Annotated in this window: 14 protein-coding genes; 6 read left to right on the plus strand and 8 right to left on the minus strand. The window is 55.3% G+C overall.

What is annotated here, in order from left to right:
• Positions 1-31: 31 nt before the first annotated feature.
• Positions 32-1,204 (plus strand): class I SAM-dependent methyltransferase, encoded by a 1,173-nt coding sequence (locus FLS37_RS02450; RefSeq protein WP_157314337.1) that lies wholly within the window; start codon positions 32-34, stop codon positions 1,202-1,204.
• 89 nt (positions 1,205-1,293) lie between these two features.
• Here the strand turns inward: FLS37_RS02450 and FLS37_RS02455 are convergent, their stop codons facing one another.
• Both FLS37_RS02455 and FLS37_RS02460 read right to left on the minus strand, forming a co-directional pair.
• A complete protein-coding gene (locus FLS37_RS02455; protein WP_157314338.1) occupies positions 1,294-2,256 on the minus strand; it encodes an ABC transporter substrate-binding protein in 963 nt (320 codons plus the stop codon).
• Positions 2,253-2,756, minus strand: a complete 504-nt coding sequence (locus FLS37_RS02460) for a glycine cleavage system protein R (RefSeq protein ID WP_232522469.1) — start codon at positions 2,754-2,756, stop codon at positions 2,253-2,255. Before FLS37_RS02460 ends, FLS37_RS02455 begins: the two co-directional genes overlap by 4 nt.
• Before the next feature lie 285 nt (positions 2,757-3,041).
• On the opposite strand from FLS37_RS02460, the gene FLS37_RS02465 reads away from it, so the two are divergent.
• Complete coding sequence (locus tag FLS37_RS02465) at positions 3,042-5,291, plus strand: alkaline phosphatase (protein ID WP_198314459.1); 2,250 nt, start codon at positions 3,042-3,044, stop codon at positions 5,289-5,291.
• 135 nt (positions 5,292-5,426) lie between these two features.
• Here FLS37_RS02465 and gspK read toward each other — a convergent pair whose 3' ends face one another.
• The 6 genes from gspK to gspF all read right to left on the minus strand — a co-directional run bounded on the left by gspK (position 5,427) and on the right by gspF (position 10,060).
• Entirely contained in the window at positions 5,427-6,320 is an 894-nt protein-coding gene (gene gspK / locus FLS37_RS02470; RefSeq protein ID WP_157314340.1) for a type II secretion system minor pseudopilin GspK, read from the minus strand.
• Positions 6,317-6,925 carry a type II secretion system minor pseudopilin GspJ gene (gene gspJ, locus FLS37_RS02475; RefSeq protein ID WP_157314341.1) on the minus strand — a complete coding sequence of 203 codons (609 nt, stop codon included), beginning with the start codon at positions 6,923-6,925 and terminating at the stop codon, positions 6,317-6,319. Before gspJ ends, gspK begins: the two co-directional genes overlap by 4 nt.
• Before the next feature lie 4 nt (positions 6,926-6,929).
• Positions 6,930-7,298 (minus strand): type II secretion system minor pseudopilin GspI, encoded by a 369-nt coding sequence (gene gspI / locus FLS37_RS02480; protein WP_157314342.1) that lies wholly within the window; start codon positions 7,296-7,298, stop codon positions 6,930-6,932.
• Positions 7,295-7,816, minus strand: a complete 522-nt coding sequence (gspH, locus tag FLS37_RS02485; protein ID WP_198314460.1) for a type II secretion system minor pseudopilin GspH — start codon at positions 7,814-7,816, stop codon at positions 7,295-7,297. The genes gspI and gspH overlap by 4 nt, the downstream gene beginning before the upstream one ends.
• A 426-nt stretch (positions 7,817-8,242) precedes the next feature.
• Positions 8,243-8,659 carry a type II secretion system major pseudopilin GspG gene (gene gspG / locus FLS37_RS02490; RefSeq protein WP_157314344.1) on the minus strand — a complete coding sequence of 139 codons (417 nt, stop codon included), beginning with the start codon at positions 8,657-8,659 and terminating at the stop codon, positions 8,243-8,245.
• A 183-nt stretch (positions 8,660-8,842) separates the two neighbouring features.
• Positions 8,843-10,060 carry a type II secretion system inner membrane protein GspF gene (gene gspF, locus FLS37_RS02495; RefSeq protein ID WP_232522470.1) on the minus strand — a complete coding sequence of 406 codons (1,218 nt, stop codon included), beginning with the start codon at positions 10,058-10,060 and terminating at the stop codon, positions 8,843-8,845.
• Positions 10,061-10,280: 220 nt separating this feature from the next.
• Here gspF and FLS37_RS02500 point away from each other — a divergent pair, with 220 nt between their 5' ends.
• The 4 genes from FLS37_RS02500 (at position 10,281) to FLS37_RS02515 (ending at position 15,670) form a co-directional block, all read left to right on the plus strand.
• Positions 10,281-11,096, plus strand: coding sequence for a type II secretion system protein N (locus FLS37_RS02500; protein ID WP_157314345.1), 816 nt, complete (start codon positions 10,281-10,283; stop codon positions 11,094-11,096).
• Positions 11,097-11,179: 83 nt separating this feature from the next.
• Positions 11,180-13,210, plus strand: coding sequence for a type II secretion system secretin GspD (gene gspD, locus FLS37_RS02505; protein WP_157314346.1), 2,031 nt, complete (start codon positions 11,180-11,182; stop codon positions 13,208-13,210).
• A 2-nt stretch (positions 13,211-13,212) separates the two neighbouring features.
• Positions 13,213-14,685, plus strand: a complete 1,473-nt coding sequence (gene gspE, locus FLS37_RS02510; protein ID WP_157314347.1) for a type II secretion system ATPase GspE — start codon at positions 13,213-13,215, stop codon at positions 14,683-14,685.
• A 19-nt stretch (positions 14,686-14,704) separates the two neighbouring features.
• The gene (locus tag FLS37_RS02515) at positions 14,705-15,670 is read left to right on the plus strand and encodes a polysaccharide deacetylase family protein (RefSeq protein WP_157314348.1); all 966 of its coding nucleotides are present in this window, start codon (positions 14,705-14,707) and stop codon (positions 15,668-15,670) included.
• Positions 15,671-15,833 lie beyond the last annotated feature (163 nt).

The following is a 15,833-nucleotide window of genomic DNA, read 5'->3' on the forward strand; positions in this document are numbered from 1 at the left end:
ATTGCGCATCCCAATCTTTTTTGCCACTGCAATGAATAAGACGCAAGCCCAATATCCAACTCCCGGGGTCGATGCACTCGCTGCCAGCGAGCAACTTTGCCTGCACATCCGCCAGCACATTGCGGCACAGGGCGGCTGGCTGCCATTTGCCGATTATATGCGGCTGGCGCTTTACACGCCGGGTTTGGGCTATTACAGCGGCGGCGCGGCCAAATTTGGCACTGCGGGTGACTTTATCACAGCGCCGGGGCTTTCCCCGCTGTTTGGTGGCAGTGTGGCGGCGACGATTGGGCATGTGCTGGCTGAAAGCGGCGGGAATGTCATTGAAGTCGGTGCCGGAACCGGCCAACTGGCAGCGCAAATTCTGGCCGAGCTGGAGCGACTGGATCAACTGCCCGCGCAATACGGCATTCTGGAATTATCAGGCGAATTGCGCGAGCGCCAATTGCAAACACTGCAAACACTGGTGCCACATCTGGCCGAGCGCGCCGTGTGGCTGGAAACCTTGCCCAGCGAATTTGTCGGCGTGATCGTGGGCAATGAAGTACTCGATGCGATGCCTTGTGAAGTCGTACAACTTCACAATGGCACATGGCAACGGCGCGGCATTATCGCGACTGAAGCCGGGTTTGACTGGGCCAATCGCCCGCTCGACCCACAGCAAGATGCTGCGCTGCTCGCCACTTGCGCGCGCTGGCCGCAGATCCCCGGCTATACCAGCGAGATTCAGCTGGAAGCGCAGGGCTTTATCAAGGCGCTGTCTGCCAGCCTTCAGCGCGGCATGATCTTAATGCTTGATTATGGTTTTCCAGCAGGCGAGTTTTATCACCCGGAACGCAGCATGGGTACGCTGATCGGCCATTATCGCCACCATACGGTGCATGACGTATTTCATTACCCCGGCTTGACCGATCTGACCTGCCATGTGGATTTTTCGGCGATGTATAGCGCTGCAGAGCAAGCTGAGCTTGCGCTAGAGGGCTATACCTCACAGGCCAGTTATTTGCTCGATTGCGGCATTCTGGAACGCGCAGCGCAGCTCGATAGCCAATCCGTTGAATATCTGCGCACCGCTGCCGCGCTGCAAAAATTGCTCGGCCATGCCGAAATGGGTGAATTATTCAAAGTCATTGCATTTTCACGCGGGTTGGAAGGCGCGACCGCCCCCGGCTTTCGCGGGCAGGATCGCTCTGGCGAGCTGTAATCAAGCACACGATCTCACGATCTGAATGCGCTGGCACAGCTCAGTTTATTTGACGCTGGCTTGACCGAGCCAACGTCGCCAAGGGCAATTTATGGCACCCAGCTGATCTGGCTTTGCATGGCCGCTGGGATTTTGAATTGCCAGCGCTCAAGCTGGGTGCGGCTAAACATTATCCGCCCTGAACTACCAGAGCGGATCGCCTGCCGCTGAGCCGGTTTTTGCAACTGCGTTTTGGCCATACTGCCCGCCACCGCACCTTGCTCAAAGCCGGTAATCACCACACCACCTGCCGTGGCTTCGCGCCCCACCTGAAAATCCCAAAAACCGAACAGGGGAATTTTGCTATTGGCCGAGCTCCAGCGCATCACCTGAGCGGCGTCAACATTGCGTAATTTCTCGTCCACCAGCGCCTGATAGGTGGCGATGATCACCACGTCATAGCTCGCTGGTGCCGCATCAAGTGCCTGCTGCCAGGCGGCAAAAGTCCCCACCTGCTGTACATCCAGCCGGGTATCACCCAAACGGAGCAGATCGTCGCGCAAAATAAAGGCCGAACGATCTTGATCCATCAGCACCAGAATGCGGCGCAGACCAGGCAGGACTTCGCGAATCAGCGCCAGACTGCGTTTGTAATGCGGACGCTCAAGGATGCCGGTGATGGTTGGCGGGATTTTACCGCCCGCAAAATACGCAGCAGGATCGGCATTGATGCCCAGAAACACCGTCGGCATCGCCATCCGTCCCAGCTTGGGGCCCAGCAAAGCCAGCGCCGCATCGTCCCCCAGCATCACCAGATCGGGCGAGCGCGACTGAATCTGCTCCAGCGCCACGCCCGCCTGCTGCAGATGCTCGCGGGTCGGCTGACGCTTGGTATCGAGCGAGATAAAATCCAGCTCGGCCACGCCATCGAGCTTGCTTTTAATCCCCTGCAAATAGGCCTGATCCCAGCTATTTTCCGGGTGATAGCTCTCGACCACCGTCACCTTGGGCAAGGCACAAGCCAGGGGCATGAGCAAGGAAAATCCCAAGCCGCACAGGGCGGTGCGGATCATGCGCCCCATTCCACCATCAGATCATCGGCGATGCCTTCCAGCGCATGGCGTACCGTGGCCAAATCCAGCTGCTGCGGCGCCGATAGCTGCGCCTGGGCATGAAACATCATTTCCCCCGACATCGGTGCGCTATCGAGCCAGGTGGTAAGTTTTTCCACATTGACCTGATGGCGTGCCAGAATGGCGGTCACATCATTCACAATCCCGATCCGGTCATGCCCAACCAGCTGCAGGGCAAAATTCTGCCTCTGCTGCGGCTCGGACTCCTGATCAATCACGCCGCGAATATCCAGATCGGGCACAGACTGCAAAGCCGCCAGCAAGGCCGCGCCATCCTGCTCAACAGCCACTTTGACAATCCCGGCAAACTGCCCGGCCAGCCGAGAAAAAGACGACTCCAGCCAATTGCCCCCCTGCGCAGAAATCAGCGCAGCCAGCTGCTCTAGCAAGCCGGGCTTGTCTTTACCCAGTACCGAAACCACCAAGACATTCATTGTCATCGCCACTACCTCATTAGCTATCGTTTTTAGTCAATCTGATCCGCCTGCACGCCGAACTGGCTGGCAATCAATGCCATCTTCAACTCATTTGACCATAAATCATGACCAGCGCCCTATTTCCTGCCTGCCGCTGTTTGATTTATGCCGCTTAATACCTTGCTACGCGATCCCAGGACATACCGACGGACTTCCTCACCTTGTTTGCCCATCGCTTTTATGTGGCCAATTTCAAACGAACGTTTGTAACAAGCCGCCGCGATGATGCCAATTTTCAGGGAGAGAACCATGGATCGTCGTCAATTTATTCGACTGGCCGGCTTTATGACCGCCAGCGTAGCCAGCCCCATCCTACTGAGCGCCTGTGGCGGTGGCAGCACCGAAACCAACACACTGGGCACGCAAACCACGCCAGCGCCATCATCCAAACATTATCAATTTCCGCAGGGTATCGCCTCAGGCGATCCGCGTGCCGATAGCATTATTTTGTGGACTCGCGTATTACCTGCCGGTATTGACACTATCAATAGCCACGATGCCAGCATGAATAGCAGCATCACCTTGATCGTGACCGAAGGTGATCCGGCCGCACTGGTCGGCACCACACAACCATTGACTGGCAAAGTCGTCGCCAGCGTAACTCTGAATGCATTACATGAATGGGATCACTCGGTACGCCATAAATTATCTGGCCTGCAGAGCAATACCACCTATGGGTATCAATTTGTCGCCGTCGATAGCCGCTCAATGATTGGTCGCTTTAAAACCGCACCGGCGGCCAATGCCGATATTGCGCAGCTCAAATTTGCCTTTCTGTCCTGCCAAGACTGGAGCATCAATCACTGGGGCGCGTTTGATCTACTGGCCAAGGATGAGCTCGACTTCATCGTGCATCTGGGCGATTACATTTACGAGACCATCGGTGAAGGCTTCCAAAGCGGCCAAGTTGAAGCCGCACACCCGGCGCTCGAATTGCCCAATGGCCCATTTAAACAAGGCAATAGCGGCGCCCGCTACGCCAGCACGCTGGCCGATTACCGCGCGCTCTACAAACAATACCGCAGCGATCCACGCCTGCAGCAAGTGCATGCACGCTTTGCAATAATCGCCATCTGGGACGATCACGAGTTTTCCGACGATTGCTGGGGCGATGCCAGCACTTACGACAATGGCACGTATGATGCCAAAACCGGCGGAGACAACAAGCACGAAACCACCCGCCGTCGCTCGGCCAATCAGGCCTGGTATGAGTTTATGCCGGCCGATATTGCGTTTGACGCCAATACCACCGGTTTTCAAACCGTACGCCTGTATCGCGACTTCCAATTTGGCAAATTGCTGCATTTAGTTATGACCGACGAGCGCCTGTATCGCGCCGACCATGTGATTCCAGAGGCCGCGGCCGGCTCATCGGTCGGAAGTCGTTATATGGTGCCTAGCCCTATTCTTGCCAGTGCTGAAGCACAAAAAATGGCCATTGGTAAAGCGGCTGGTGATGAATTGGCGCTGGTGTCGATCTTGGGCAAACCGCAGCGCGACTGGTGGAAAGCCAAATTACAATCGAGCACGGCGCAATGGAAAATCTGGGGCAATGAAGTGTCTTTGCTCAAGATGCGACTCGACGCGCGCAATTTGCCGGGCGTACCCAAAGAGCTGCAGCAAGACTTTGTGCTGAACGCGGATCAATGGGATGGCTTTAATGCCGAGCGCAGCGATTTGCTGAACTTTATCCGCAATAACAAAATCAGCAACGTCGTGGCGATTACCGGCGATATTCACAGCTTTTATGCTGGCGTCGCCCATGCCGACTACAGCCAAAATACGCCCGCGCTGGTAGATTTGGTCACTGCCGGCATTAGCAGCGATTCGTTTTATCACTATTTTGCCGATGCAGTGCGCGACCCGTTACTGGCCAGCGCGCAAGCCTTGGTGTTTAGCAGCGAAGCTGGCGCCGAGCAAATTGCGATTCAAATGCTGAGCATGGCGGTTGCCCAACAAACGGGCGTGAGCAATCTAAGCGATAGCAATCAGGTCAAAGCCGCCGTCACCGCCGCCATTGTGGCCGGTAAATTGCCTGCTGCCGCAGTGCAAGCCACCGCCAACTTGAGCAAAGCCGAAGTAAATACCTTTAATGATTTACTCGGTGGCGAGCTGGGCCAGACCATTGCCAAACTGATTGCGGGCTTGGCAGCGCAGAAAAAGTCGATCCCGGCGATGACGCTGTACGGTTTGGTGGCGCAACAAATCGCCGGCAAACTGGGTATCACACCCGAGCAAGTGCCTGCTGCGCAGGTGCAACGCTGGCTCAACCCGTTTACCGATCAGGCCAGCGGCAATGCCCCGGTGAATAATCCATGGATGCGGTATGCCGATACCGACGCGCAAGGCTATGCCGTGGTGACGGTCACACCGGGCGCACTCGATTGCACTTTCCGCAAAATCAATCCGCTGGAACAGGGCAAAGTGCCGTCACAGCTGCTCAAGCAAGAAACCCGCTTGCAAGTTAAAGCGGGTGTGGTGGACGTGAAAGAGGTTTAAGCCGGTATTCGTTCAGTAGCACGATTGGACAGCATCAGCTAGGCATCTTCCGGCCAGCATTTTGGCCGGAAGATGTAGGGGTTGTGATCAACCAGGCGGAATCCAAGGCTGCACACCGGTTCTGCATCAATGGGATTAATAAACCCGCTTCATCCACAGCACGCTGGGCATATCGGCCTGCGAGCGATCCAGCAAAGCACGATGCTGCAAAAACACCACGCCAAAACGCGCCCCCAGATCAGTCCAGAAATACGTGCTTTTCACCGTCAAGCGGCTGACTGGTACATCGGCACGCAAAGGCTCGGGCAAAGTCGCAATAAATTCCTCAACACTTGAGAAGTATTTACTTCTACGCCTTGATAATACTTGCTCAGCAGCAGATACCCCTAGCTTTGGCAGCCAAGCCGCGAGTACTTCCGCGCTAACAAAATTCAGATTCATCGGCGTGACGCCCGGCAAGGCCACCAGATGTGGCTCCAGAATCTGCAAGACGCTGGCGCTATACCCATCAATTGCAGCCAGTTCACTGATATCCAGATACAGCGGCAGCGCACCTTGCGGGCTCGCTCGCTTAAGCCAATCGACCTGCAAGGCATCAGCAAGCGTCTCCGGCAGAGCCAGATTAAGCAAAAGCTGCCGATAGGCCGTCAGCGCAGCGGGATCTATCCGGCCTTCAGCAGTCAGGAGGTTATTCAGATTGAAACGGCCATTCAATTCAATCAGACGACCGCTTAAGGCGCCGTTTTCGATTTGAATTTCCGGTATCGGGATCGCCCATGGCTTGAGCAAATGATCCGGCTCTGCCAGCCGCGCATCATCACGCAGCGTTAAGCGCACTAGCTGCAAGACCGACCACGTGGCGGCGCGCGCCTCGGCGGTGTCTTTGCGCACTTCAAGCTGCTGCAAGGCGCGCTGCTGGCGCAACATCAGCAGCCCAGCCACTGAGGCCACCAAGGCAGCCACCATCAGCACCGCAATAATGGCGACGCCCGCTTGGCGAATCAATGGGCCTTTGTGCATCGCGATCATGGAATTAAAAACACCCGTTCATAGCTGCCCGCACGCTGCGCCACGGCCAAACGCACGCGAATCGCACGTGGCCGGGTCGTGGCATCATTCCAAACCGGCAGCCATTGATTGCTTTTATCCATAAACGCAAACTCGCATTGGCTTAAATTGCTCAGCAGTACATACGGCACTGGCACATCGCCAGCGGCTAAATCGGGGCGCGGATACAGCTTGAGCTGCAAGGTCTGATTGCGACATTCATATACGCCATGCAGCGGGGCGCGATTGGCATCAAAACGAATAAACTCCAGCGCCACTGGCACCTGCAGACTACTCACACTGCGCAGCGGCGGCTGCAACGCACCGCGCTCATCCCGCCAGGGACGCGGCGCCACTTGGCTGAGATCATTTTCCAGCCGTTCAAACGCCAGCGTCAGCTCGCGCCAATATTGCGTTTCGCTCACCACGGCGCTGCGCGTATCAATCACCATGCTCACGCCGCGATAGGTAATCAAACTCATAATTGCAAAAATCGCCAGCGCCACCAGCAATTCGAGCAGCGTAAAACCTCGCAAATTACTGCCACGGGGTATAGGCTGAAAAGCCAATCCAGATCCGCCCCGCATGGCATTACTCCGCTCTGGATGCATAAAACACCTGTAGCGAGAGCACATAATCGGGTTTATCGGCGGCCATCACGGCCAGCTCAATGCGGCGGAAACTGTAATTGGGCGTCGGGCTGACATTCATCCGGTAAATAAACTGCTCGCCGCCTTGCTCGACATTGCCCTGTAACGAGCCAGTATCCGGAAAAGCCCGCGTCGCCAGACTTTCATTCACCAGATTACTCGCCACCCAGCTGGCCAAAGTACGCGTGCGGTAATCAATCAGCGTATCGGTGCTGCCGATCACCAAGCGCGCAGCGGCCGCCAAGGTCACGCCCAGCACGGCCAGCGCAACCAAGACTTCGACTAAGGTAAAGCCGCGATGGCGCTTCATTGTGCCACCTTGGCTGGCGCGCTAGCGATGCCGCTATCGAGCGCAAAGTGCCCCATTACATCGGCCACCACCCGCAGCTTTTGCTCGCCACCCTGCAATTCAATCGCAAACGGCTCAATCACCCCATCGCTAGGAAACAATATCCGCTCACCCAATGGTCGCGCCTGCTGATTGACGCTTTGCGCGCTAATGCGCACCTCGTCGGCCAATTGAGTGCTGCGCAGCGCTTCATGATTATTAATCGGCTCCCACTCCAGCCGCTCGGTTTGCACCCAGAACTGGTAGGCCGCCCCATCGCTAGTCCACGCCACCAAGCGCCCCTTGGCCACGGCTTCATCCCGCGCGGCTTCAAACTGCAGCGCCAGCCGTTCCGCCGCTTCGGGCACGCCGCTGCCGCGATTAAATTTGAACGCCACAAAGCTGGTGGCAATCAAAATAATCGCCGTGACGACGAGGATTTCGAGCAGGGTGAAGCCGGATTGTGGGTGCGCTTTTTTCAAAATATCATCTTGTGACACTAGAACGTGCTTCAAATATTGAGCCTTGGGTTGGCGGCTATGCGCCGCGGCACTCCCTTTTCTTGCTTCACCAAGAAAACGAAGTTTCTGCGTAGCAAAAAGGAAGCAAAAGAAGGCGACCAGGGCGAAAAGCGCTCCGCGCTGCCCTTGCCTCGTCCGTCGAAAAAAGACTCCAAACGATAATACTGTTTGTCTCTCTCCTCACCTCGGTTTTCGCTACACGGGAATGCAAGCCCAAGACCAACAAGTACAGTCCATATGTATTGTTTTAATTGCTCAACCGATTTACGGCGTTTAATACTGAGCAAACAGCGAGCGAGAGGCTTGAGCACAAGGCAGAAAAGTGCGAAAAACCGGAATGTACTGCAGTACATAAGGATTTTGAGTGCTTTTCTAACGCCGTGATCGAGTCTCGCAGCCGCTGTTTTATTGCTGCCAAGAGCCGATTTGAGTTTCTGGTGCCCCCGCCTGCCCATCTGGACCATAGCTGAGCACATCAATCTCACCATGCGCACCAGGGTTCAGATACACATAATCCGCCCCCCAAGGATCTTTCGGGGCTTTTTCCAGATAGCCGCCGGATTTCCAATTCATCGGTACTGGGGCGGCTTGTGGTTTTTCGACCAAGGCTTTGAGGCCTTGCTCAGTCGTTGGGTAGCGACCGTTGTCGAGCTTATACAATTTGAGCGCAGCCATAATCGCCGACACATCTTGCTTGGCCGCGACAATCCGCGCTTCATTCGGGCGATCCATAATTTTGGGCACGATCAGCGCACCCAATATCGCCAAGATCGACACCACGACCAAAATCTCAATCAGCGTAAAACCACGATTTTTCTTCATTTTTACTCCACAGGGGTATAGCCCCATCAACAACAATCTAATTAGTCTGCAATCAAATACATCAAACATGGGTGGGGTGGTTTAGGCGAAGCCGTAACCCACCAAAGGTTGTATCTATGCGTATGCGGTGGGTACGCCCTGCGGGCTAACCCATCCTACAACGGCAACAGGCGCCGCAGCCAATCACTTCACCAACTGGTTCATCTCAAACACCGGCAACAGAATCGCCAACACAATCATCATCACCACCGCGCCCATCACCAGCACCATCACGGGGCCAAGCAGGCTGGTAAAGGCGGTGACTTTGCGATCAAGTTCTTTAGTCTGCTCAATTGCCGCGCGATCAAGCATATGCGCCAAACGCCCGGTGGCCTCGCCGCTGGCGACCAGATGTAATAATAATGGCGGAAATTCATTGGCTGATTTCATGGCGCGGGCGAGGCTCACCCCTTCGCGCACTTGCGCGGCCACTTCGCCGACGGCGGCTTGTAATTTCAGATTACTCATCACGCCTTCGGCGGCGTCGAGCGATTTGAGCAGTGGCACGCCGCTACCGACTAAAATCGCCAAGGTGCTGGCAAAGCGTGCGGTATTGGCGATGCGATCCAGATATCCCAGCACCGGCCATGTTAAACGCCAGGCATGAAAGCGGTATTTCAGCTCGGGCTTTTGCAAGGCGTAATACGCCGCCACGCCGGCCACCGCCAAGGCCAGCGCGACCCAGATGCCTGCCGAGCTAATCGCCGCGCTGGTCCACAGCAGTGCGCGGGTCAATAGTGGCAACGTCTGTTTGGCCGATTCAAACACCTGCACCATTTGTGGCACGACCCAGGTCAGCATGCCCAAAATCACCAAGGCCGACACCAGCATCACCACGGCAGGATAAATAAACGCCAGCGCGATTTTGCTATTGAGCTCGCCGCGCGCTTCCAGATAATCGGCTAAGCGCTGCATCACGCCGGCCAGCTTGCCTGATTCTTCACCGGCTTTGACCAAGGTACGGTACAGCAGCGGGAACACGCGCGGAAATTGGTCCATCGCGTGTGATAGCGGCATACCCGCCATCACGTCCTGACGCAGTCCGGCCAGAATTTGCTGCACTTTGGGCTGATCGGCTTGCTCGGCTAACACCACCAGTAATTCATCAATGGTTAAACCAGCATCGAGCAGCGCGGAAAATTGCCGCGTCAGCGTGGCCAGCTGCTGGCCTGATAGCCGCAAGCGTTGCGCGAGCTGGGTTTCTGCGCTGGCAGCTGCAATTTGCAGTACATGCCAGCCTTGCTCGCGCAGCAGACTGCGGGCGTGCCGCAGTGATTCGGCATCGATCTGACCAGTTTGGGGTTTGCCACCAGCGGCGGAGATAGCTTGATAACGAAAGGCAGTCACAGGTTTTAAGATCACGTTAAAAAGCTGGAAAATGACATTATGAGGTCAAAATAATTTCAATTTGTCGTACATCGCCACATTGAAGTCATCTAACTGTGCTTCAATGTCCACATTCTATGGCAAAATCATTTTGATATGACAGGATGCGACAGCGCAATTCATAAATAATCACAGCCCAGCCCATTCTTTGCTTTCTAACCTTGCTCTGCCTCGCCTGTGGCGATGATCGAGAAATATGCTTTTCATACCCAAACTCCAGCGCCAATTACTCCCGCGCCTTGGCCAAAGCCTGCTGGTACTGCTACTGATGTGGCTGCTGGCCGGCATCATCTGGCAATTATTAGCACTAGGGCAGCATGGCCGCACGCTGCGCTTACCCCAGGCAGCCCCCAGCCAGAAGCAGATCGATCCAGAAAGCGTCAGCCGCTTGTTCAGTCAGGCCGCAACTCATGCTGTGGCCGCTGAAAGTAGCAATCTAAGCCTGAGGGCGCTGATTTCAGGCCGTAATGGCGTGGCGATTATTGATGGGGTAGAAGCCAGCGCTGTGGCGGTAAAACTCGGTGGCGAGGTGGGTTCATATGGCAAGCTGCTTGCGGCCTACCATGACCATATCGTGCTTGAACTCAATGGCCAGCAAAGAAAAATCTACCTTAATCCACAGGGTATTAGCCCAAATACCAACCCTGCTAATGTTTCTGTGGCAGTACCCCAGAACAATACCAACACCGTCAATAGCAGCTCGACGGCCATTGGCCTAACGCGCGGCCAGCTTACCGGCGTTTTGCAAGGTGGCAATCTGGCCAACTGGAGCAAGGGTCTGGGCACCAGTGCTGCAGGCGGTATCAGCATCGAGCGCGCCAGCGAGCAGCAGCTCGCACAAGTACTGCAGTTTCGCGATGGCGATGTGATCAAGGCAGTGAATGGCCGACCACTGAATAAGCTGGACGACATCTCGCTGCTGTACGCGGCCTTTAGCCAGCAGAATCAATTATCGGTGCAGATTATGCGCCAAGATCAACAGCAAACCCTCAGCTACACCGTGAATCCATGAAAATCATCAAGCAAGCCCTGATCAGCTCACTTCTTAGCACCCTCCTTTGCAGCGCCAATGTGGCCGCTGCAGATGATAGAGTGATGCTTAATTTTGTGAATTCCGACATTGAAACCACGGTCAAAGCCATCAGCCTGATTACCGGCAAAAACTTCATTCTCGACCCGCGCGTCAAAGGCACGATCAATATTGTGTCGACGCAGCCCGTGAGCAAAGAGCTGGTGTACCCGATTTTGCAGTCGGCGCTACGCCAAGCCGGTTTTTCCACCGTGCAAAGCAATGGCGCGGTGAAAATCCAGCCTGAAGCCGATAGCAAATCGCTGAGCAACAAAACACTGGTGCGCGGGGAAAACGCCAGCGGTGAGCAAATCATTACGCAGATTTTTAATCTGAATAATGAAAGCGCCAATCAAATGGCCACCATGCTGCGCCCGCTCGCCACGCCCAATAGCCTGATCAGCGCCTACCAATCGGGGACCAGCAACACCATTGTGATTACCGACTACGCCGATAATGTGCGCCGTCTAGCCCGCATCATCGACAATATCGACCAGCCCAAAAACAGCGAGATCTTTACGCTGAAACTAGAGCACGCCTCGGCGCTGGATGTCGCGCAGAATATTGCCCGCCTGATGCCCGAAGTGAGCGTGCAGAACGGTGCCAGCGCCCTCCCTGCTCCTGATGGCATTCGCCGCTCGATTGTTGTACCCGATCCACGCGGCAACCGGCTGATGATCCGCGCGCTCAATGCCGCGCAAACTTCGCAATTGCGTGCGCTGGTGGCACAACTGGACGAGGCGGCCACCAACGACAGCAGCATCAATGTGATTTATCTGCGCAATGCCGAAGCCACCAAGCTGGCCAGCACGCTCAAAGGCCTGCTCACCGGCCAGGAAGACAGCAGCACGACAAGCTCGGGCAATACGAATAATTCGACGGGTAACTCAAACACCACGCAGCAAAGCAGCTTTAATAATTCATCATCGCCAACCGGCAATAGCTCAACGACAGTACAGGTTGCAGGGGCCACGGTACGTGTGCAGGCCGATAGCGTGACCAACTCGCTGATCATTACCGCACCGCAAAATGTCTATAACAATCTGCGTGCGGTGATCGATAAACTGGATGTACGTCGTAGCCAGATTTATGTCGAAGCCATGATTGCCGAGGTTAATCTCTCGAAACTCTCCGAATTTGGTTTCCAGTGGATCGTTGGGGGCGGCAATGACAAGATTGGCGGCGGCATGGTGTCCAATCTGGCAACAGGCAGCAATACGCTGGGCAATATTGCCTCGGCCATCGTCAATAAAAATGCGGCGGCCATTCCAATCGGCGCCACTTTCGGCCTGTTTAATGGCGACCCGACCAAAGGCACCGCTTCGCTGGGCATGATTGCCTCGGCATTGCAGAGCAGCGGCAATGGTAATGTGCTGTCCACGCCCAATCTGCTGATGCTGGATAATGAAGAAGCCAAAATCACCATTGGGCAGAATATCCCGATTATCACCGGCTCGCAGCAGCCAACTGGCGGCAACCCTAATCCGTTTATCACGGTGGAGCGTAAAGACGTCGGGATCAAGCTGCGCGTTCGCCCGCAGGTCTCCGAGGGCGGGATTATCACGCTGAATGTCTATCAGGAAGTATCGGGCATTGATAACTCGGTCAACACCAATGGCGCAGGTCTGGCCACCAAAGTGCGGACAATTGAAACCAAAGTGCTGGTCGATGATGGACAAATCGTGGTACTGGGCGGGCTGATCGAGGATCGTTTATCCAACACGGGCAATCAGGTGCCTGGGCTAGGCGATCTGCCATTCATTGGCGAGCTATTCAAATACGAAAACCGCAGCTACCAGAAAGTGAATCTGATGATTTTCCTGCGCCCGGTGCTGATCAAGGATACATCGTCCAATTTCAGCCTATCCAATGATCGCTATCAGTATTTGCGCGAGCAACAGGGTGATTACAAAGTCGGTGAGCACTGGTTCTTGCAAGATATGCCGAAAATACAGCTGCCAACTCAATTACCCAACACCGGGACATCGATGTATTCGCCTGAAAACAAGGCGGGATCTGATCTACAGAGCAATACCCAACCTGCCGTGCAGAAATAATCATGAGCCAGAGCATTGTATCCTATAGCTATGCGCGTGAATTTGGCGTACTGGATGGCGAACCTCAGCACGGCGTCACACCGGTTTATCTGCGAGCGGGCGGGCATTTTGCCGCGGTGGGCGAAGTGCGTCGCCAATTAGCCGATAGCAAACTACACAGTGTTAGCCCAGCCGAATTTGATGCGCTGCTGAACCAGCGCTTTGGCTCAAACCAAGGTGGCGCGGCCAATCTGGTTGACGATATCGAAGAATCGGCTGATTTGGCACGGCTGATTCAGGATATGCCCGAAGTGTCGGATTTGATGGAGGCCGAAGAATCGTCGCCGGTCATCAAGCTGATCAACGCCATTTTCACCGAAGCGCTGCGCGAAAACGCGTCCGACGTACATATCGAGCCATTTGAAACCCGCTCGGTGGTGCGTTACCGCGTCGATGGTACATTACGCGACGTCATCGAGCCCAATCGCGCGCTGCACGCCGCACTGGTGTCACGCATTAAAGTCATGGCCGGCCTCGATATCGCCGAAAAACGCCTGCCGCAAGATGGCCGCATTAATCTGCGCATTGCCGGCCGCCCGGTGGATGTGCGGGTGTCCACGCTGCCAACAGGCCACGGCGAGCGCGCCGTGCTGCGTTTGCTGGATAAATCGGCGGGCCGCTTGGAGTTAGCCAAGCTGGGCATGGGCGAAAAAACGCTAAATGAATTAAATCAGCTCCTCGCCGCGCCGCATGGCATTGTGCTCGTCACCGGCCCCACCGGCTCGGGTAAAACCACCACGCTGTACGCCGCGCTAGGCAGCATGGACGCCAAAAACAGCAATATCATGACGGTGGAGGACCCGATTGAGTACGACCTCGATGGCATCGGCCAAACGCAGGTCAACCCGCGTATCGACATGAGCTTCGCCCGCGCCCTGCGCGCCATTTTGCGCCAAGACCCAGATGTGATCATGATCGGTGAAATTCGCGATCTGGAAACCGCGCAAATTGCGGTACAAGCCTCGCTGACCGGCCATTTGGTCCTCGCGACGCTGCACACCAATGACGCCAGCAGCGCGATCACGCGGCTGGTTGATATGGGCATCGAGCCATTCCTACTCGCCTCGTCGACCATCGGCGTACTGGCGCAGCGTCTGGTGCGTTCACTATGCCCAAGCTGCAAGCAGGGGTATGTCGCCACAGAGGATGAGCTAAAAGAGCTAGAGGCAGATACCAAGCAGAGTATCACCCTATACCGCCCTGTCGGCTGCCCCGCCTGCGCCAATACCGGCTATCGTGGGCGTACCGGCATTCACGAATTGCTGATCGTCGACGAAGCGATGCGCACGCAAATTCACAATTCAGCCAACGAACAAGACATCCGCGCCCGCGCTGAAACGCTAGGTATGCACAGCCTGCGCAAAGACGCCGCATTGCGAGTGCTGGAAGGGGTGACGAGTGTCGAGGAAATGCTTAGGATTACGCGCAGCAGCTAAACACACCATGGGGCACGCAATGACACTGCAGCGCAGATTTCTGGGATGGTTGCTAATAGGCAGTGCCATCGCCGCCCCAGCGCTGGCCACTCCACTGGCTCAGTGCATTGGTTTGAGCGACCGAGACACTGCACTAATCGTAAATGCCGACGACATTGGCATGCACCCCGATCTGGATAAGGCCGCGTTCAAGCTAATCGACGCAGGGCAGATTCAGGATCTGTCGGTGATGCCGCCAACTCCGAATTTTGCGCAAGCGGCTCAATGGGCTAAAGAACGTAATTTATCGGTAGGGGTTCATCTCACGCTAACCAATGAATGGCAGGAAAAACAGCCGTGGGGCGCGGTGCTGTCGCGTGATGAAGTGCCTTCGCTCTACAACCCACAAGGCAATTTGTGGGCCACGGTGACCGAATTGGCCGCACACGCCAAACCCGCTGAAGTGAGAAAAGAGCTACTCGCACAGATTGCCAAAGTGCAGGCTACCGGCCTGAAAATAACGCACCTGGATACCCATATGGTGTTTTGGCCTGCCACCCCCGAGTTACTCAATCTCTACGCCAGCTTGCCCAAAGAAACCGGTATTCCGATTGTCATCCAATCTTTTCGCGGTACGCTCAAAGAACAATCCCAGCTGCATCGGCAAATTCAATCTGAAAACGCCATCGCTACGCCCGACACATTTTCAATGCAATATAACCCTACAGAGCGCTCGCGTGGCGTAGCTTATCAGGGGTATGTAGAACTCATAAAGCAACTGCCAAGTGGTGTACACACCATCGGCATTCATCCAGCAGAAGACAGCCCATCGGCGCAGGCCGCCATCACCGACCTAAACTTGCGCCTAACCGACTACGCAGCATGGCAAGACCCTGTACTACACAAAGCCATTAAAGCGCGTGGCATTAAGCTAATCACCTATGCGCCTTTGCAGGCACTGCAAGAGCAACTGAATCAGAGCTCGGCCAAGCACTGCCTTAAATAGGTGATGCCTTTTTCTAGCCCATGACGGCGGACTTGCTTTTGCTGCTCTATCAGTGAAGCTCGAATCAGTACGTATTGAGGGGATTGCCACCTTAAAATGGTATATTCATACATATCAATAAATACGATACCTACAGCCATATACCATGCCAAGTGTATTCCAG

Origin of the sequence: Chitinibacter sp. GC72, assembly GCF_009760905.1 — a bacterium.
Lineage (GTDB): Bacteria > Pseudomonadota > Gammaproteobacteria > Burkholderiales > Chitinibacteraceae > Chitinibacter.

Excerpts from the sequence above, each read along its gene's own strand:
- FLS37_RS02450 (WP_157314337.1), top strand. The coding sequence starts at position 32 with ATGAATAAGACGCAAGCCCAATATCCAACTCCCGGGGTCGATGCACTC.
- FLS37_RS02455 (WP_157314338.1), bottom strand. The coding sequence starts at position 2,256 with ATGATCCGCACCGCCCTGTGCGGCTTGGGATTTTCCTTGCTCATGCCC.
- FLS37_RS02460 (WP_232522469.1), bottom strand. The coding sequence starts at position 2,756 with ATGACAATGAATGTCTTGGTGGTTTCGGTACTGGGTAAAGACAAGCCC.
- FLS37_RS02465 (WP_198314459.1), top strand. The coding sequence starts at position 3,042 with ATGGATCGTCGTCAATTTATTCGACTGGCCGGCTTTATGACCGCCAGC.
- gspK (WP_157314340.1), bottom strand. The coding sequence starts at position 6,320 with ATGATCGCGATGCACAAAGGCCCATTGATTCGCCAAGCGGGCGTCGCC.
- gspJ (WP_157314341.1), bottom strand. The coding sequence starts at position 6,925 with ATGCGGGGCGGATCTGGATTGGCTTTTCAGCCTATACCCCGTGGCAGT.
- gspI (WP_157314342.1), bottom strand. The coding sequence starts at position 7,298 with ATGAAGCGCCATCGCGGCTTTACCTTAGTCGAAGTCTTGGTTGCGCTG.
- gspG (WP_157314344.1), bottom strand. The coding sequence starts at position 8,659 with ATGAAGAAAAATCGTGGTTTTACGCTGATTGAGATTTTGGTCGTGGTG.
- FLS37_RS02500 (WP_157314345.1), top strand. The coding sequence starts at position 10,281 with ATGCTTTTCATACCCAAACTCCAGCGCCAATTACTCCCGCGCCTTGGC.
- gspD (WP_157314346.1), top strand. The coding sequence starts at position 11,180 with ATGCTTAATTTTGTGAATTCCGACATTGAAACCACGGTCAAAGCCATC.
- gspE (WP_157314347.1), top strand. The coding sequence starts at position 13,213 with ATGAGCCAGAGCATTGTATCCTATAGCTATGCGCGTGAATTTGGCGTA.
- FLS37_RS02515 (WP_157314348.1), top strand. The coding sequence starts at position 14,705 with ATGACACTGCAGCGCAGATTTCTGGGATGGTTGCTAATAGGCAGTGCC.